This is a genomic window from Pseudomonas oryziphila (assembly GCF_003940825.1).
Lineage (GTDB): Bacteria > Pseudomonadota > Gammaproteobacteria > Pseudomonadales > Pseudomonadaceae > Aquipseudomonas > Aquipseudomonas sichuanensis.
Window position 1 is genome coordinate 4,006,004 of record NZ_CP034338.1, and the last position, 17,385, is coordinate 4,023,388.

Annotated in this window: 17 protein-coding genes and 2 rRNA genes; 9 read left to right on the forward strand and 10 right to left on the reverse strand. The window is 62.4% G+C overall.

Annotation, left to right across the window (positions count from 1 at the left end):
- Positions 1-119: 119 nt before the first annotated feature.
- The 4 genes from EJA05_RS18835 (at position 120) to EJA05_RS18850 (ending at position 3,931) form a co-directional block, all read left to right on the forward strand.
- Positions 120-1,913 (forward strand): copper resistance system multicopper oxidase, encoded by a 1,794-nt coding sequence (locus EJA05_RS18835; protein WP_125859394.1) that lies wholly within the window; start codon positions 120-122, stop codon positions 1,911-1,913.
- Positions 1,906-2,826, forward strand: coding sequence for a copper resistance protein B (locus tag EJA05_RS18840; RefSeq protein WP_125859395.1), 921 nt, complete (start codon positions 1,906-1,908; stop codon positions 2,824-2,826). The genes EJA05_RS18835 and EJA05_RS18840 overlap by 8 nt, the downstream gene beginning before the upstream one ends.
- Before the next feature lie 239 nt (positions 2,827-3,065).
- On the forward strand, positions 3,066-3,494 hold the full coding sequence (locus tag EJA05_RS18845) for a DUF411 domain-containing protein (RefSeq protein ID WP_110993948.1): 429 nt from the start codon (positions 3,066-3,068) through the stop codon (positions 3,492-3,494).
- Positions 3,494-3,931 carry a YqaA family protein gene (locus EJA05_RS18850; RefSeq protein ID WP_125859396.1) on the forward strand — a complete coding sequence of 146 codons (438 nt, stop codon included), beginning with the start codon at positions 3,494-3,496 and terminating at the stop codon, positions 3,929-3,931. The genes EJA05_RS18845 and EJA05_RS18850 overlap by 1 nt, the downstream gene beginning before the upstream one ends.
- 40 nt (positions 3,932-3,971) lie before the next feature.
- Here the strand turns inward: EJA05_RS18850 and EJA05_RS18855 are convergent, their stop codons facing one another.
- From EJA05_RS18855 to EJA05_RS18880, 6 genes are all read right to left on the reverse strand, one after another.
- Positions 3,972-4,553 (reverse strand): DinB family protein, encoded by a 582-nt coding sequence (locus EJA05_RS18855; RefSeq protein WP_125464798.1) that lies wholly within the window; start codon positions 4,551-4,553, stop codon positions 3,972-3,974.
- 11 nt (positions 4,554-4,564) lie between these two features.
- On the reverse strand, positions 4,565-5,665 hold the full coding sequence (zapE, locus tag EJA05_RS18860) for a cell division protein ZapE (protein WP_125859397.1): 1,101 nt from the start codon (positions 5,663-5,665) through the stop codon (positions 4,565-4,567).
- 123 nt (positions 5,666-5,788) lie between these two features.
- Entirely contained in the window at positions 5,789-6,937 is a 1,149-nt protein-coding gene (locus EJA05_RS18865; protein WP_125859398.1) for a PQQ-dependent sugar dehydrogenase, read from the reverse strand.
- A 20-nt stretch (positions 6,938-6,957) separates the two neighbouring features.
- A complete protein-coding gene (locus EJA05_RS18870; RefSeq protein WP_125859399.1) occupies positions 6,958-7,278 on the reverse strand; it encodes a hypothetical protein in 321 nt (106 codons plus the stop codon).
- Positions 7,279-7,520: 242 nt separating this feature from the next.
- On the reverse strand, positions 7,521-8,477 hold the full coding sequence (gene speB, locus EJA05_RS18875; protein ID WP_125859400.1) for an agmatinase: 957 nt from the start codon (positions 8,475-8,477) through the stop codon (positions 7,521-7,523).
- A 25-nt stretch (positions 8,478-8,502) separates the two neighbouring features.
- Positions 8,503-9,582, reverse strand: coding sequence for an extracellular solute-binding protein (locus tag EJA05_RS18880; protein WP_125859401.1), 1,080 nt, complete (start codon positions 9,580-9,582; stop codon positions 8,503-8,505).
- A 102-nt stretch (positions 9,583-9,684) separates the two neighbouring features.
- On the opposite strand from EJA05_RS18880, the gene EJA05_RS18885 reads away from it, so the two are divergent.
- The 3 genes from EJA05_RS18885 to EJA05_RS18895 all read left to right on the forward strand — a co-directional run bounded on the left by EJA05_RS18885 (position 9,685) and on the right by EJA05_RS18895 (position 11,712).
- Positions 9,685-10,575: a LysR family transcriptional regulator gene (locus EJA05_RS18885; RefSeq protein WP_125859402.1), complete on the forward strand. Its 891-nt coding sequence runs from the start codon at positions 9,685-9,687 to the stop codon at positions 10,573-10,575.
- A 77-nt stretch (positions 10,576-10,652) separates the two neighbouring features.
- Positions 10,653-11,123: an LEA type 2 family protein gene (locus EJA05_RS18890; RefSeq protein WP_125859403.1), complete on the forward strand. Its 471-nt coding sequence runs from the start codon at positions 10,653-10,655 to the stop codon at positions 11,121-11,123.
- A gap of 28 nt (positions 11,124-11,151) precedes the next feature.
- Positions 11,152-11,712 (forward strand): GNAT family N-acetyltransferase, encoded by a 561-nt coding sequence (locus tag EJA05_RS18895; protein ID WP_125859404.1) that lies wholly within the window; start codon positions 11,152-11,154, stop codon positions 11,710-11,712.
- 12 nt (positions 11,713-11,724) lie between these two features.
- Here EJA05_RS18895 and EJA05_RS18900 read toward each other — a convergent pair whose 3' ends face one another.
- Entirely contained in the window at positions 11,725-11,988 is a 264-nt protein-coding gene (locus tag EJA05_RS18900) for a hypothetical protein (protein WP_110993960.1), read from the reverse strand.
- Positions 11,989-12,116: 128 nt separating this feature from the next.
- Here EJA05_RS18900 and EJA05_RS18905 point away from each other — a divergent pair, with 128 nt between their 5' ends.
- The gene (locus EJA05_RS18905; protein WP_125859405.1) at positions 12,117-12,437 is read left to right on the forward strand and encodes a DUF883 family protein; all 321 of its coding nucleotides are present in this window, start codon (positions 12,117-12,119) and stop codon (positions 12,435-12,437) included.
- A gap of 7 nt (positions 12,438-12,444) precedes the next feature.
- On the opposite strand, the gene miaE is transcribed toward EJA05_RS18905, so the two are convergent.
- Positions 12,445-13,062 carry a tRNA-(ms[2]io[6]A)-hydroxylase gene (gene miaE, locus EJA05_RS18910; protein ID WP_125859406.1) on the reverse strand — a complete coding sequence of 206 codons (618 nt, stop codon included), beginning with the start codon at positions 13,060-13,062 and terminating at the stop codon, positions 12,445-12,447.
- A gap of 155 nt (positions 13,063-13,217) precedes the next feature.
- Between miaE and EJA05_RS18915 the strand changes: the two genes are divergently transcribed.
- Positions 13,218-14,081 (forward strand): universal stress protein, encoded by an 864-nt coding sequence (locus tag EJA05_RS18915; protein WP_125859407.1) that lies wholly within the window; start codon positions 13,218-13,220, stop codon positions 14,079-14,081.
- Positions 14,082-14,149: 68 nt separating this feature from the next.
- Here the strand turns inward: EJA05_RS18915 and rrf are convergent.
- Positions 14,150-14,265, reverse strand: a 5S ribosomal RNA gene (gene rrf / locus EJA05_RS18920).
- Positions 14,266-14,398: 133 nt separating this feature from the next.
- Positions 14,399-17,292, reverse strand: a 23S ribosomal RNA gene (locus tag EJA05_RS18925).
- Between the last annotated feature and the right edge of the window lie 93 nt (positions 17,293-17,385).

Sequence of the window (17,385 nt, forward strand, 5' to 3'; positions counted from 1 at the left end):
CGGCGAGGATCGTGGCTCATCTTCGGGCTGTTCGCAGGCCATCGCGGGGCAAGCCCGCTCCCACGTGGGAGCGGGCTTGCCCCGCGATGGGGGGCGACGGCCACCACCGAGACCACGCCATGCCACCTACCCCCACCCGTCGCACCTTCGTCAAGGGCCTGGGCGCCGCCACCGCCCTGGCCGGCCTCGGCCTGTGGCGCCCGCTGGCCCAGGCCGCCGAGGGCCGCCTGCCGCTGCACGACCTGAGCGGCCAGCAGTTCGAGCTGTTCATCGGCCAGACCCCGGTCAACATCACCGGCAAACCACGCACCGCGCTGACCATCAATGGCAGCCTGCCCGGCCCGCAATTGCGCTGGCGCGAAGGCGACACCGTGACCCTGCGGGTGCGCAACCGCCTGGACCAGGACACCTCGATCCACTGGCACGGCATCATCCTGCCGGCCAACATGGACGGCGTGCCGGGCCTGAGCTTCGCCGGCATCGAACCGGGCGGCGACTACCTGTACCAGTTCACCCTGAAGCAGAGTGGCACCTACTGGTACCACAGCCATTCCGGGCTGCAGGAGCAGGCCGGGGTGTACGGTGCCATCGTCATCGAACCGCGCGAACCCGAGCCGCATCAGTACCAGCGCGACCATGTGCTGCTGCTCAGCGACTGGTCGGACCAGGCGCCGCAAGCGCTGATGGCGACGCTGAAGAAGCAGTCCGACGCCTTCAACTACAACAAGCGCACGGTCGGCGACTTCATCGACGATGTGGCAGACAAGGGTTTCGCCAATGCGGCAGACAATCGCTGGGCCTGGGCCAAAATGCGCATGAGCCCGACCGACCTGGCCGACATCAGCGCTGCCAGCTACACCTACCTGCTCAACGGCCAGCCGCCGGACGGCAACTTCACCTGCCTGTTCCAGCCCGGCGAAACCGTGCGCCTGCGCCTGATCAACGCCTCGGCGATGACCTACTTCGACTTCCGCATCCCTGGTTTGAAACTGACGGTGATTGCCGCCGACGGCCTGCCGGTCACCCCGGTGACGGTTGACGAGCTGCGCATCGCCGTGGCCGAGACCTATGACGTGCTGGTGACCGTAGGCGACTTGCCGGCCTACACCCTGTATGCCCAGAGCATGGACCGCACCGGCTACGCCCGCGGCACCCTGGCCCGCGCAGCCGGGTTGCAGGCACCGGTGCCCGCGCCCGACCCGCGCCCGGTGTTGACCATGGATGACATGGGCCATGGCGGGATGGGCGGAATGGATCATTCGAACATGGCCGGGATGGACCACGGCAGCATGGCCGGCATGGATCATTCGAACATGGCCACCATGGACCACGGCAATATGGCAGGCATGGAGCATTCAGCCATGTCGGGCATGTCGGGCATGTCGGGCATGCAGCAGCATCCTGCCAGCGAAACCGACAACCCGCTGGTGGACATGCAGACCATGGCCCCGCGGCCCAATCTTTCCGACCCGGGCCTGGGCCTGCGCGACAACGGCCGCCGGGTGCTGACCTACGCCGACCTGCGCAGCCCCTACCCCGACCCGGACGGCCGCGAACCCTCTCGGGACATCGAGCTGCACCTGACCGGGCACATGGAGCGCTTCGCCTGGTCGTTCGACGGCATCAAGTTCAGCGACGCCGAGCCCTTGCGCCTGAAGTACGGCGAGCGGGTGCGCATCACCCTGGTCAACGACACCATGATGACCCACCCCATCCACCTGCACGGCATGTGGAGCGACCTTGAGGATGAACAGGGGCGTTTCCTGGTGCGCAAGCACACCCTCGACATGCCGCCGGGCAGCCGGCGCAGCTACCGCGTCACAGCCGATGCCCTGGGCCGCTGGGCCTACCACTGCCACCTGCTCTACCACATGGAGACCGGCATGTTCCGCGAGGTACGCGTCGATGAATGAGATGACCAACCGCCGCATTGCCACCGGCGTCGCCCTGTTCGCCCTGCTGGCCAGCGAGCGGGCGCTGGCCGCCGGGATGGAACACATGAACCATGGCGCCATGCCCATGGACCACGGGCAGATGAACCATGCTGCCATGCCCATGGACCACGGCAAGATGGACCATGGCCAGATGAATCACGGCGCGCCCGCCAGCACCCAACCCCGCACCCCGTTGCCGGTGATCACCGACGCCGACCGCCGCGCCGCCTTCCCGCCGCTGCCCGGCCACCAGGTACACGACCGCGCCATCAACTGGGCAGTGATCGTCGATCAACTGGAGTACCAGAACTTCGAGAGCAGCAGCGCGCTGAACTGGAACGCCACGGCCTGGGTGGGTGGCGACATCGACCGCCTATGGCTGCGCACCGAAGGCGAGCGTGAACAAGGCAAGACCCACAAAGCCGAACTGCAGGCCCTTTGGGGGCATGCCATCAGCCCCTGGTGGGAGCTGGTCGGCGGCGTGCGCCAGGACTTCAAACCCGCCAGCGGCCAGAGCTGGGCGGCCTTCGGCATCCAGGGCACGCCGCTGTATGGCCTGGAACTGGAGGCCACCGCCTACGCCGGCGAGCAACAGCAGACCGCGCTGCGCCTGGAGGCCGGTTACGCTATGCTGCTGACCAATCGCTGGGTCCTCGAACCGACCGTCGAAGCCAACTTCTTCGGGCGCAACGACGCTGGCCGCGAACAGGGCTCGGGCCTGGCCGAAAGCGAAGTGGGCCTGCGCCTGCGCTACGAAATCACCCGCGGCTTTGCGCCCTACGTCGGGGTCAGCTTCAACCGCCTGCACGGCAACCGCGCCGATCAGGCCCGGGAAGATGGCGAAGACATTGGCCAGACCAGACTAGTGGCCGGGGTTCGATTACGCTTTTGAGGCTGAACGCCGGCCCTGTGGGAGCAACTGTCTTATGTTGTCAATGCTGGCCTCATCGCTGGCAAGCCAGCTCCCACAGGTACGATGCTTGCCTCGAGGTTAGCGCGGTCCATGTGGGAGCGGGTTTACCCGCGAAAGCGGCAATGGCTTCACTGACGCTTTCGCGGGTAAACCCGCTCCCACAGGGTCAGTAGTGCGCACCGACCAACACGATGTATTTGTTTCACAGGAGTTTCACCATGCTGCGCAAACACCTGCTCACCCTCGGCCTGCTGGCCATCACCGGCCTGGCCCAGGCTGGCGAAACCATCGACGTGTACCGCGATCCCAACTGCGGCTGCTGCAAGGAATGGATCAAGCACCTGAGCGATAACGGCTTCACCGTCAATGACCACGTCGAACCGAACATGAGCGCGGTCAAGCAGCGCCTGGGCGTGGCGCCGCGCCTGGCGTCGTGCCATACCGGCGTGATCAACGGCAAGTTCGTCGAAGGCCATGTGCCGGCCGAACAGGTGCGCCTGCTGGCCAAGCGCGACGACCTCAAGGGCCTCGCCGTCCCCGGCATGCCCATGGGCTCGCCGGGCATGGAAATGGGTGACCACAAGGATGCCTACCAGGTCATCGGCGTTACCCGCGACGGCCAGGACACCGTGGTCGCCAACTACTGATGCTCAGCCTCTGGGCGCTGTTCTTCAGCGCCTTCGGCGCCGCCACGCTGCTGCCGCTGCAATCGGAAGCCGTGCTGGTCGGCCTGTTGCTGCGCGAGCCCGAGGCCTGGGCCACCCTGCTGCTGATCGCAACCCTGGGCAACGTGCTGGGCTCTGTCGTCAACTGGCTGCTGGGCCGGGGCATCGAGCACCTGCGCGACAAGCGCTGGTTCCCGTTCAGCGCCAGCCAGCTCGAGCGCGCACAGCAGCGCTACCAGCGATGGGGGCAGTGGTCGCTGCTGCTGAGCTGGATGCCGGTGATCGGCGACCCGCTCACGCTGATCGCCGGGATCATGCGCGAACCCTTCTGGCGTTTCCTGCTGCTGGTCACCCTGGCCAAGGGCGGGCGCTACATCGTGGTGGCGACGATTACCCTGGGCTGGTTTCACAGCGGGTAACACCTTTCACTGACCGCTATCCAGAACAGAGCGCCCCAGTTCACTTGGGCCAGACCAGCTCTTCGCTCCAACCCAACTCGGCGAAATCATCCGCCCGCAAGCCAGCCTCCTCCTCGCAGAAGAACTCATCCAGTTGCGGTGGCTTCACCGTCGTATCACTGAGCATCGCATGCACCTGCCCACGATGATGGATCTGGTGCTCGAACAGGTGCGCCAACACCCGAAGACGCTGCTCGCGCTGCACCCGCTCAGGGCGCACGATGCTCACATAACGCGCCAACTGGTCATCGCTCAACTGCCGGCAATAGCTGATCAACCGCTGGTCGGCCTGGGCCTGTTGCGCCTGCAGGTCGCTGCAGGTGACGAAGGGTTGCTCGGGCTGGAAGAAGCGCTCGCCATCCGGGTCGGGCGCCTCGCCGCGCTGCTCGCACTCCAGCGCGTCGAGGTAGAACCAGTCCACCGTCAGCAAATGGTTGAGGGTGGCCTTGATCGAAGGAAAGAAACTGCACCGCGGGGCGACGAACTCATCGTGGCTCAGTTGCAGGCAGGCCTTGTACAAACGGTGGTTGGCCCAGCCATTGTTGTAGGCCTGGGTCAGCAAGTGCTGCGACAGTGGCTGCATGGTCGGCTCCTTCAGGCGAAGCGTTGCAGTTGCATCTCCCGTAGCCGGCTCAGGGTCCGTTGGTACGGGAACGCCAGATACCCTTGAGTGTAGAGCGCATCCAGGGGAACCTCAGCTTCCAGGTACAGCGCCACCCGCCGGTCATAGCATTCGTCGACCAGGGCGATGAAGCGGCGCACGCTGTCATCCTTGGGCGCCAGCGTTGGCAGCACACGATCACCGGCCTCGACGCGCGCGGCGCCATCTTCGGTGCCGCGTGCAATGCGCCCTGCCTGCTGCTCGCCACCGAGGGCCGGGATGCCACTGACCAGGATCGCCGGGAAGCGGTCGCACAGGGCCATGAAATCCATCGCCGCCAAGGGCTGCTCGCACAGGTCGCTGAAATGGCACCAGAGCGCGTGCTGGCTATGGCGCAGCGTACGGATCTGCCGGGAGCCGACCTGCAACGGCTGATCGCTGCCAGGCGCCTCTGGGCTCAACTGGCGAAATACGGATTCGAGAGCGCTCGGCTGCCCGGGTTCGACAACCCAGTAACGCTGGCGCTGGGCGCCCGGATGCAGGCGATGGTCCTGCTCGCCGGATACCGCCAATACCTCCATATGCCGTTCGATGGCGGCGATGGCCGGGAGGAAGCGCTCGCGGTTGAAACCATCGCGGTAGAGCTGCGCAGGCGGCTGGTTGGAGGTAGCGACGATGACCACGCCATGGTCGAACAGCACCTGGAACAGCCGGCCGAGAATGATCGCATCGCCAATATCGCTGACGAACAGTTCGTCGAAGCACAGCACCCGGATTTCTTCGGCCAGGCCGCTGGCCAGGGCCCTGAGTGGGTCGGCCGTGCCATTGAGCTGGAACAGCCGCTGGTGGACCCAGGCCATGAAATGGTGGAAGTGCTGGCGCCTGGCCGGAACCTTCAGGCAACGGTGGAACAGGTCCATCAGCCAGGTCTTGCCACGGCCGACCGGGCCCCAGAGGTACAGGCCCTGGCTGGGTTGGCGCTGGTGCAGGGCGTCGAAACAGCCCTGCAGGGCGGCGACAGCGGCGGCCTGGGCGGGGTCGGGGACGAAGCCACGGTCGTTGAGGGCCTGGTGGTAGAGGGATTCGGGGGTCATGCCGGGCATGTTACGACAGTTTCGGCCCTATCGCTGGCAAGCCAGCTCCCACCGGGTTCGCGCTGAGCTCATGGCATAGGCAATCCTGTGGGAGCTGGCTTGCCAGCGATAGGGCCAGCTCAGTCAACCCTGCTTCAACCCCACCTTCAACAAGGCGCCATCCTTGTCATCGGTCAGCACATACAGGTAGCCATCCGGCCCCACCCGCACATCGCGGATGCGCGCCTTCAGCTCCCCCAGCAAGCGTTCTTCATGCACCACCTTGTCCCCCTTGAGCTGCAAGCGGATAAGCTCCTGGGTGGCCAACGCGCCGATGAACAGGTTGTGGTCCCAGGCTTTGAACCTCGGGCTGTCGTAAAAGGCCATGCCGCTGATGCCGGGCGACTTCTCCCACACATGGTGCGGGTCGACCATGCCATCGACATGCTTGCCCTTGGCCTCGGGGATCGGCAACAACGAGTAGTTGATGCCGTGGGTGGCGAGCGGCCAGCCATAGTTCTTGCCGGGCTCAGGGATGTTGATCTCGTCGCCGCCGCGCGGGCCATGCTCGTGGGTCCACAGCTTGCCGGTCCAGGGGTTGAGCGCGGCGCCTTGCTGGTTGCGGTGGCCCAACGACCAGATTTCCGGGCGCACCTGGTCGCGGCCGACGAAGGGGTTGTCCTTGGGTACTTTGCCGTCGGGGAAGATGCGCACGATCTTGCCTTGCAGCTTGTCCAGGTCCTGCGCGGTGGGGCGCTGGTTGTTCTCGCCCAGGGCAATGAACAGATAACCATCGCGATCGAACACCAGGCGCGAGCCGAAGTGGTTGCCCACCGACAGCTTGGGCTGCTGGCGGAAGATCACCGTGAAGTTCTCCAGCCGGGCCCTGTCCGGTGACAGCTGGCCACGGCCCACCGCCGTGCCGGCCTTGCCGTCGGCGCCTTCCTCGGCGAACGACAGGTAGATCGTATGGTCCTTGGCGAAGTCAGGCGACAACACCACATCGAGCAGCCCGCCCTGCCCTTCGGCCCAGACCTTTGGTATACCGGACAGCGGCGGGCCAACCTTGCCTTCGGCACTAACGATACGCAGGTTGCCGGGGCGCTCGGTCACCAGCATGTCCGTGCCACCTGGCAGGAAGGCCAGGGCCCAGGGGTTGCGCAGGCCGTCGGCAACGGTGCTGACGGTCAGCTGGCCTTGTTCACTGGGAAACTGTTGCTCGGAGGCGGCGTGAGCCAGCAGGGGAAACAGGCTGGCGGCGGCCAGGGTGGTCAACCAGGTGCGTGGCGTCATGCTCGGTTCCTTCGATAGGGTCAGGGCACGCGTAGCGAATCGCGCGCTGGCCGGGTGGGTTCCAGGTTGGGCGCCCGCTGCTCGCGGCGCAGGTTGTCGCCGTTACCGATGCCACGGTTGTCGAGGGTCGGCGGGCGCGGGTTGGGCTGGGTGGACGGGCCGCGCACCGGAGGGGTGGCGGGCACGCTGCCCTGGCGGCTATTGGGGTTGGCGCGCTGGATCGGGCTGTTGTAGGGGTTGTTACTGTCGCTGGCGGCCAATTGCATGGGCGCAACGGCAGCGGCCTGCAACGGCAGGCTCAGCAGCAGGCCAATGGCCAGGGCTGGCAGTGTGGGATTCATGCTTCACCTCCGTACGAAAAGGCGCGCTCCAGGGTTGGATAGCCTAAGACGCGCAGGGTTCGACGCAAAAGCGAGAATGCGGATTGAGATGATTCGTGATGTTTCAGTATGGGTCTTTCCACGCATCGCGGGGCAAGCCCGCTCCCACGGTATGACTGCCCCAAGGGTTGGATTGATGTCCAACTTCCTGAGGGCAGTCCATAGCGTGGGAGCGGGCTTGCCCCGCGATCGTCTGCGTGAATTCAACTCACTTTGTGCCGCGCCGCATACAAGCACAGCATCTCCATTGCCAGCGTCGCCCCGGCCAGGGCGGTGATGTCGGCATGGTCATAGGCCGGGGCCACTTCCACCAGGTCCATCCCCACCAGGTTGATGCCGCGCAGGCCGCCGAGGATCTCCAGCGCCTGCACCGTGCTCAGGCCGCCGCATACCGGGGTACCGGTACCGGGCGCATAGGCCGGGTCGAGGCAATCGATGTCGAAGGTCAGGTACACAGGCATGTCCCCCACCCGCTGGCGAATCGCCGCGATGATCGCCTCGGTGCCCTGGCGATGGACCTGGCGGGCATCGAGGATGGCGAAGCCCTGGCTGTCGTCGTTGGTGGTGCGCAGGCCGATCTGCACCGAGCGCGCCGGGTCTACCAGGCCCTCGCGGGCGGCGTGCCAGAACATGGTGCCGTGGTCGATGCGCTTGCCTTCCTCGTCGGGCCAGGTGTCGCTGTGGGCATCGAAGTGGATCAGCGCCAGCGGGCCATGGCGGCGGGCGTGGGCCTTGAGCAGCGGGTAGCTGATGAAGTGGTCGCCGCCCAGGGTGAGCATGGCGCAGCCGGCTTCGAGGATGCGCTCGGCATGGGCCTCGATGCTGTCGGGTACCGACGCCGGCGTGCCGCTGTCGAACGCACAGTCGCCGTAATCGATCACTGCCAGGTGATCGAACGGGTCGAACGCCCACGGCCAGTGCCGGGCCCAGGCCTGCTGCACCGAGGCGGCGCGGATCGCCCGTGGGCCGAAGCGCGCCCCCGGGCGGTTGCTGGTGGCCGTGTCGAACGGCACGCCGCTGACCACCACATCGACCCCGCGCAGATCGCGGCTGTAGCGGCGCCGGGAAAAACTGGTGATGCCGGCGTAGGTACTCTCGGCGGCGGTGCCGTAGAGGCTGTCACGGGTGATGGCCTGGTCGTTGTCCTGGGCGAGATCCACGGTCTGTCTCCTGGTGTTGTGGTTGTTATTGGCGGCTGCGGAAGGCGGTCCACAGGCGGTTGCGCTGGCGCAGGTCGGACAGCGCCATGCTGCGGTCGGCGAACAGGCGCTGGCGCACTTCGGCCGGGGGGTAGATGTCCGGGTCGGTGCGGATCGCCTCATCCACCAGCGGCGTGGCAGCCTGGTTGGCGTTGGCGAAGAACAGCGAGTTGGTCAGGGCGGCGACAGAGTCGGGGCGCAGCATGAAGGCGATGAAGGCCCGGGCGGCTTCGGGGTGCGGGGCATCCTTGGGGATCACCAGGTTGTCCTGCCACACCAGGGTGCCTTCACGGGGGATGCGGTAGATCAGCTCGAACGGCTTGCCGGCACGGCGGGCCTGGTCGGCGGCGGTGGCGGCGTCGCCGTTGTAGGTAAGTGCCAGGCACACGCTGCCGTTGGCCAGGTCGTTGATCTGACGGCCGTTGGCCACGTAGCTGACCGACGGCTGCAACTGCTGCAACAGGGCTTGGGCGGCGTCCAGGTCGTTCTTGTCCTGGCTGTACGGGTCCTTGCCCAGGTAGTTGAGGGTGAGGCCAATCACCTCCTGCGGTGAGTCGAGCATGGCGATCCCGCAGTCCTTGAGGCGGCTGGCGTACTCGGGTTTGAACAGCAGGTCGAGGCTGTCGAGGGGGACATCACCCAGGCGCTGGCGTACCGCCTCGACGTTCACCCCCAGGCCCAGCGTGCCCCAGGTGTAGGGCACGGCATGGCGGTTGCCCGGGTCGGTTTCGGCCAGCTTGGCCAAAAGATCCGGGTCGAGATTGGCGTAGCCTGGCATCGACTGCGCATCCAGCGGTTGCAGTGCGCCGGCCTTGAGCGCCCGGGCCAGCACGGTGGCCGACGGCACCACCACGTCATAACCGCTGCGGCCTGTGAGCAGCTTGGTTTCCAGCACTTCGGTGGTGTCGAAGGTGTCGTAGCGGACTTTGTAACCGGTCTCTTGCTCGAAGCGTTGCAGGGTTTGCGGGGCGACATAGTCGGCCCAGCTGTAGAGGTTGACGACCTTCTCTTCGGCCTGCAGCGGCAAGGCGATCAGCAGGGACAGCAAGCACAGCGTTCGACGCATGGCGGACACCTCGGCAAATGGGTGGATGCCGCCAGCATGCCTGCCGGGTTACATTGCAAAAATGGCAACTGTGTAAAGCTGACATTCACCTGGAGCAATGTAATGCTTGGACAACTCCATGACCTGGACCTGCACCTGCTGCGGCTGTTCGTGACTGTAGCCGAGGCTGGCGGCTTCAGTGCCGCACAGGGGGTGCTGGGGCTCAGCCAACCGAGCATCAGCCAGCAGATGGCCAAGCTGGAGACGCGCCTGGGCTATCGCCTGTGCAGCCGCGGCAAGGGTGGGTTCCGCCTCACAGAGAAAGGTGAACTGCTGCTGCAGGCGAGCCGTGGCCTGCTGCTGCAGATCGAGCAGTTTCGCCAACAGGCCAACGGCGTGGCCGGGCGCCTGCTGGGCAGTGTGCGCATCGGCCTTGCCGAGAACCAGGACAGCAGCGTCACCCTGCGCATCGCCCAGGCCATTGCGCGTTTTCGCCAGCGTGACGAGGCCGTGCAGCTGGAACTGATCAGCGCCCCGCCTGCAGAACTCGAGCGGCTGTTGCTGGAGCAGCGGCTGGATTGTGCGATCAGCTATTTTTCGGGTAACCAGGCGGCGTTTGACTATCAACCGCTGTTCGATGAACGCCAGCGTTTGTACTGCGGTGCGGGACACGCGCTGTTCGAGGCTGTCGATGTCAGCCGGGAGCAACTGCTGGAAGTTGACCAGGTGCGCCACCCCTATCGCTTTCTCAAGCAGGGCGAGCCGTTCCAGAGCCGCTACAGCAAGGCGGTGGCGGAGCAGATCGACAGCGCGTTGACGCTGGTGCTGTCGGGCCGGCATATCGGTTACCTGCCCTGCCATTGCGCCGCGCCGTGGGAGGCGCAAGGGCTGTTGCGGGCGCTGGATACCGGGCTGGATTTCATCGTGCCGTTTACCCTGGCGCGGCATCGCGGGCAGGTGCCTGGGGAAGCGCAGCGGGCCTTTGTCGAAGATGTGCTCGCGGTGTTCGCTTGAGGGGGCGCCAGTACTTTCAACGCCGCCGTGCATTTGCCACACTGCAGGCTCGCCCGTAAGTCGAGGCCGTGAACGCCATGCTTTTCCGCTGCTGCCTGATCCTGCTGTTGGCCCTGGGCCTCAATGCCTGCGCGCTGTTGCAAAACCGCGACCCGCTGAACATCAGTGTGATCGGCATAGACCCCCTGCCCGGCCAGGATCTGGAGATCCGCATGGCGGTGAAGATCCGCGTGCAGAACCCCAACGAAACAGCGGTCGACTTCAATGGCATCGCGCTCAATCTCGAGGTCAACGACCAGCCCCTGGCGGCTGGCGTGAGTGACCAGCGTGGGCATATCGGCCGTTACGACGAAGCCGTGATCGTGGTGCCGGTGAGCGTCACCGCCTTCGCCTTTCTGCGCCAGGCCTACGGCCTGAGCCGGGTGGATTCGTTGCAAGGGCTGCCTTATGTGCTGCGCGGCAAACTGGCCGGCGGCCCGCTGGGTACTGTGCGTTTCACCGACAAAGGCAAACTGGACTTGCCTGCTGCCACCGCAGCCGGCTGGTAAACATCCTGAATTGGTAATGGAGCTACCAATGTCTTCTACGCCTGAACTGAAAACCGCCCGGCTGCTGCTGCGCCCCTTGCAACTGAGCGACGCAGAGGCCATCCAGCAACTATTCCCCCACTGGGAAGTGGTGCGCTACCTGAATGCCCTGGTGCCGTGGCCCTACCCGGAGGATGGTGCCTTGCGCTACCTGCGCGACATCTGCCTGCCGGCGATCGCTGCGGGGCGTGAGTGGCACTGGTCTATCCGCCTGCTCGAACGCCCGCAGCAGCTGATCGGCAGCATCAGCCTGATGGACCTGCCCGACAACAACCGTGGTTTCTGGCTGGCACCCGCTCACCAGGGCCGGGGCTATATGACAGAGGCCTGCGCGGTGGTCGATGGGTTCTGGTTCAACACCTTGCAGCGCGAGGTCATGCGCGTGCCCAAGGCGGTGCCCAACGAAGCGTCCAGACGTGTTTCCCAGCGCGGCGGCATGCGCCTGCTGCGCACTGGGCAAGGCAACTTCGTAAGCGGTTGCCTGGCACAGGAAGTGTGGGAGATCACTCGGCAGGAGTGGCTCGAGCTCGGTGCTGCAGGGGCCAGTTGAAAGTGGCCTGACTCAGCGGCCGGCGTTGGCAGCGGCCATCAGCTTGTTGACCTCGCTGCGCACCAGTTGGGTGAACTCGGGCGGCGACATGCCGTCCAGTTCGGCACGCACCCACTCCGCCCACTTGCCCTTGCGTCGCGGTTTTTCTGCGATCAGCCGCCCTGCTTCACCCTTGGCCTTGGCCAGGTTGCCTTGCCAGTATTGGAACAAGCGCGCTTTTTCTGCCTCGATCTGCGCCCGTTCCGCGAAGCTCATGTTGGCCAGATTGAAACTCATGGGTAATACCTGCCACTGAAAAATGGGCGCTATCTTACACCGTAGCGACCGAGCGCCGGTAAGCCGCTGCAACTTTCCCGACGCCACGGCATCCACTGTTCAACCCCACTCTGCACGAGGACGTGTACATGGCCAGGAATACCGCCGCGAAAAACAATGGTGAACAAATCAAGGACCAGGTGTTCAGCGAACTCCAGGCGTTGATCGAGGAGTCCGAGAAACTGCTCAGCGACAGTGCATCACTGGTCGGCGAAGAGGCCGACGGCCTGCGCGCCCAACTGGGGCTCAAGCTGCGCCAGGCCCGTGACGCCACCAGCCGCCTGGGCCAGAAGGCGCAACCGGTGGTCGATGCCACCGAGCAATACCTCGGCGGTCATCCATGGCAGACGGTGGCGATCTCCGCAGGCTTCGGGTTGGTGGTGGGCCTGCTGCTGGGGCGCCGCCAATAGCGGCGGATCAGGCCGCGTGGGCCATGGGGATGCCGCTGTGGAAGCGCATCTCCTGGTCGGGCGAGCTGATCAGTTCGGCTTCCGCTTGCCGTACCTGCTCAACCACTCGGGCGATCTCGGCATCATCGCCGTACACATGGGCCAACTTGAGGTAGCCCTGATAGTGCCGGGCTTCGCTCTTGAGCAGGCCGTGGTAGAAGGTACCGAGTTCTTCGTCCAGGTGCGGTACGAGAGCAGCAAAACGCTCGCAGCTGCGCGCCTCGATAAAAGCCCCCACAACCAGCGTGTCCACCAGCTTCACCGGCTCGTGGGCACGCACCAGGCGACGCAGGCCCGAGGCGTAACGCCCGGCCGACACCGGCCGCAAAGGCACACCGCGTCGCTTCATCAGCCGCAGCACCTGCTCGTGGTGCACCAGCTCTTCACGGGCCAGGCGCGACATCATGTTGATCAGGTCGAGGTGGGTGTTGTACTTGGCGATCAGGCTCAGTGCAGTGCTGGCCGCCTTGAATTCACAGTTCTTGTGATCGATCAGCAGGGTTTCCTGGTCGGCCAGCGCCGCCTCGATCCAGGCGTCTGGGGTACGGCAGCCGAGGAAGGCGTCGATTTCAGGAATCTGGGACATAACACTCACAATCACGAAAGATATCTGCAGGACCGGCGATTATACCGGCGGCAGCGGCGAGTGCCAGTGGCTATTCTTGACGCATATCAAGCGGCGGCAGGAGGTGCGCCGACTATAGTCAGGCATTGGTCGCCATCCAGAAGGGAGTTCACGCCATGCAAGCCGTTCGCAGCATCCTTGTCGTTCTCGACCCCGAGCACGCCCACAGCCGCGCCCTGACCCGGGCCAAGCTGATCGCCGGCGTGACCGGCGCTCGCCTGCACCTGCTTATGTGCGACAAGAAGCATGACCACAGTGCGCTACTGAGCCTGCTCAGCAGCCAGTTGCATGATGACGGGTATGACAATGTCACCCACGAGCAGGCCTGGCACGACGCCCTGCATGAATCCATCATCAGTGTGCAGCAGGCCGAAGGTTGCAATCTGGTCATCAAGGAACATCGGCCGGATAACCCGCTACGCAAGGCACTGCTCACGCCCAGTGACTGGAAACTGCTGCGTCAGTGCCCTTGTGCGGTGCTGATGGTCAAGAGTGAGCGGCCGTGGACTGGCGGGGTGATCCTGGCAGCGGTGGATGTGGGCAACCAGGATGAAGACCACCGCAGGCTGCATGCGAGCATCATCGACCATGGCTATGAGATTGCCAGCCTGGCCAAAGGTGAGCTTCATGTGATCAGCGCACACCCCTCGCCCATGCTGTCGGCGTCAGACCCGGTTTACCAGCTTACCGAGACCATCGAACAGCGGTATCGCGATGCCTGCAAGGCCTTCCAGGCAGAGTTCGACATCAGCGAGGAGCGCCTGCACGTAGCGGAGGGGCCGGCTGATGTACTGATTCCCTTTACCGAGAAGAAGTACGACGCCGTGGTGACCATCATCGGTACCGTGGCGCGGACAGGCATTTCCGGGGCTTTGATCGGTAATACCGCTGAAGTGGTGCTCGACGCCCTCGAAGGCGATGTACTGGTGCTCAAGAGCGAGGAAGTGACAGCGCACCTTGCCGAATTGGCTCGTGGTTGAAGCGCTATAAAACCCTGAAAAGACAAAACCCCTACCTGCATGCGCAGATAGGGGTTTTGCGAAATGAATCTTGACGATGACCTACTCTCACATGGGGAAACCCCACACTACCATCGGCGATGCATCGTTTCACTACTGAGTTCGGGATGGGATCAGGTGGTTCCAATGCTCTATGGTCGTCAAGAAATTCGGTTGCCCAGAATGTCTTGTGAACACTCTTGGCTAATTCGGATATGTGATTTGTGATGTTGCGAACTTTCGGGTCTTTCGTCTTCACCACCACAATTCGGCTTACGCGCAAATTGCTTGGGTGTTATATGGTCAAGCCTCACGGGCAATTAGTATTGGTTAGCTCAACGCCTCACAGCGCTTACACACCCAACCTATCAACGTCGTAGTCTTCGACGGCCCTTCAGGGGATTCAAGATCCCAGTGAGATCTCATCTTGAGGCAAGTTTCCCGCTTAGATGCTTTCAGCGGTTATCTCTTCCGAACATAGCTACCCGGCAATGCCACTGGCGTGACAACCGGAACACCAGAGGTTCGTCCACTCCGGTCCTCTCGTACTAGGAGCAGCCCCTCTCAAATCTCAAACGTCCACGGCAGATAGGGACCGAACTGTCTCACGACGTTCTAAACCCAGCTCGCGTACCACTTTAAATGGCGAACAGCCATACCCTTGGGACCGGCTTCAGCCCCAGGATGTGATGAGCCGACATCGAGGTGCCAAACACCGCCGTCGATATGAACTCTTGGGCGGTATCAGCCTGTTATCCCCGGAGTACCTTTTATCCGTTGAGCGATGGCCCTTCCATACAGAACCACCGGATCACTAAGACCTACTTTCGTACCTGCTCGACGTGTTTGTCTCGCAGTCAAGCGCGCTTTTGCCTTTATACTCTACGACCGATTTCCGACCGGTCTGAGCGCACCTTCGTACTCCTCCGTTACTCTTTGGGAGGAGACCGCCCCAGTCAAACTACCCACCATACACTGTCCTCGATCCGGATAACGGACCTGAGTTAGAACCTCAAGGTTGCCAGGGTGGTATTTCAAGGATGGCTCCATGAGAACTGGCGTCCCCACTTCAAAGCCTCCCACCTATCCTACACAAGCAAGCTCAAAGTCCAGTGCAAAGCTATAGTAAAGGTTCACGGGGTCTTTCCGTCTAGCCGCGGATACACTGCATCTTCACAGCGATTTCAATTTCACTGAGTCTCGGGTGGAGACAGCGCCGCCATCGTTACGCCATTCGTGCAGGTCGGAACTTACCCGACAAGGAATTTCGCTACCTTAGGACCGTTATAGTTACGGCCGCCGTTTACCGGGGCTTCGATCAAGAGCTTCGCTTGCGCTAACCCCATCAATTAACCTTCCGGCACCGGGCAGGCGTCACACCCTATACGTCCACTTTCGTGTTTGCAGAGTGCTGTGTTTTTAATAAACAGTCGCAGCGGCCTGGTATCTTCGACCGGCATGGGCTTACGGAGCAAGTCCTTCACCCTCGCCGGCGCACCTTCTCCCGAAGTTACGGTGCCATTTTGCCTAGTTCCTTCACCCGAGTTCTCTCAAGCGCCTTGGTATTCTCTACCTAACCACCTGTGTCGGTTTGGGGTACGGTTCCCAGTTATCTGAAGCTTAGGAGCTTTTCTTGGAAGCATGGCATCAACCACTTCGCGCTCTAAAGAGCACTCGTCATCAGCTCTCGGCCTTGAGATCCCGGATTTGCCTAAGATCTCAGCCTACCACCTTAAACTTGGACAACCAACGCCAAGCTGGCCTAGCCTTCTCCGTCCCTCCATCGCAATAACTGGAAGTACAGGAATATTAACCTGTTTTCCATCGACTACGCTTTTCAGCCTCGCCTTAGGGACCGACTAACCCTGCGTCGATTAACGTTGCGCAGGAAACCTTGGTCTTTCGGCGTGGGAGTTTTTCACTCCCATTGTCGTTACTCATGTCAGCATTCGCACTTCTGATACCTCCAGCAAGCTTCTCAACTCACCTTCACAGGCTTACAGAACGCTCCTCTACCGCATCACCAAAAGGTGATACCCGTAGCTTCGGTGCATGGTTTGAGCCCCGTTACATCTTCCGCGCAGGCCGACTCGACTAGTGAGCTATTACGCTTTCTTTAAAGGGTGGCTGCTTCTAAGCCAACCTCCTAGCTGTCTAAGCCTTCCCACATCGTTTCCCACTTAACCATGACTTTGGGACCTTAGCTGACGGTCTGGGTTGTTTCCCTTTTCACGACGGACGTTAGCACCCGCCGTGTGTCTCCCATGCTCGGCACTTGTAGGTATTCGGAGTTTGCATCGGTTTGGTAAGTCGGGATGACCCCCTAGCCGAAACAGTGCTCTACCCCCTACAGTGATACATGAGGCGCTACCTAAATAGCTTTCGAGGAGAACCAGCTATCTCCGAGCTTGATTAGCCTTTCACTCCGATCCACAGGTCATCCGCTAACTTTTCAACGGTAGTCGGTTCGGTCCTCCAGTCAGTGTTACCTAACCTTCAACCTGCCCATGGATAGATCGCCCGGTTTCGGGTCTATACCCAGCGACTAAAGCGCCCTATTAAGACTCGCTTTCGCTACGCCTCCCCTATTCGGTTAAGCTCGCCACTGAATATAAGTCGCTGACCCATTATACAAAAGGTACGCAGTCACCTAACAAAGTAGGCTCCCACTGCTTGTACGCATACGGTTTCAGGTTCTATTTCACTCCCCTCTCCGGGGTTCTTTTCGCCTTTCCCTCACGGTACTGGTTCACTATCGGTCAGTCAGTAGTATTTAGCCTTGGAGGATGGTCCCCCCATATTCAGACAAAGTTTCTCGTGCTCCGTCCTACTCGATTTCATTGATAAGAGATTTTCGTGTACGGGGCTATCACCCACTATGGCCGCACTTTCCAGAGCGTTCCACTAATCTCAAACCAACTTAAGGGCTGGTCCCCGTTCGCTCGCCACTACTAAGGGAATCTCGGTTGATTTCTTTTCCTCAGGGTACTTAGATGTTTCAGTTCCCCTGGTTCGCCTCTTGCACCTATGTATTCAGTACAAGATAACCAGCTTATGCTGGCTGGGTTCCCCCATTCAGAGATCTCTGGATCACAGTCTGTTTGCCGACTCCCCAAAGCTTATCGCAGGCTACCACGTCTTTCATCGCCTCTGACTGCCAAGGCATCCACCGTATGCGCTTCTTCACTTGACCATATAACCCCAAGCAATCTGGTTATACTGTGAAGACGACATTCGCCGAAAATTCGCATTTCGCTCAATTAAGAGCAGAACTCACAAATTTTAC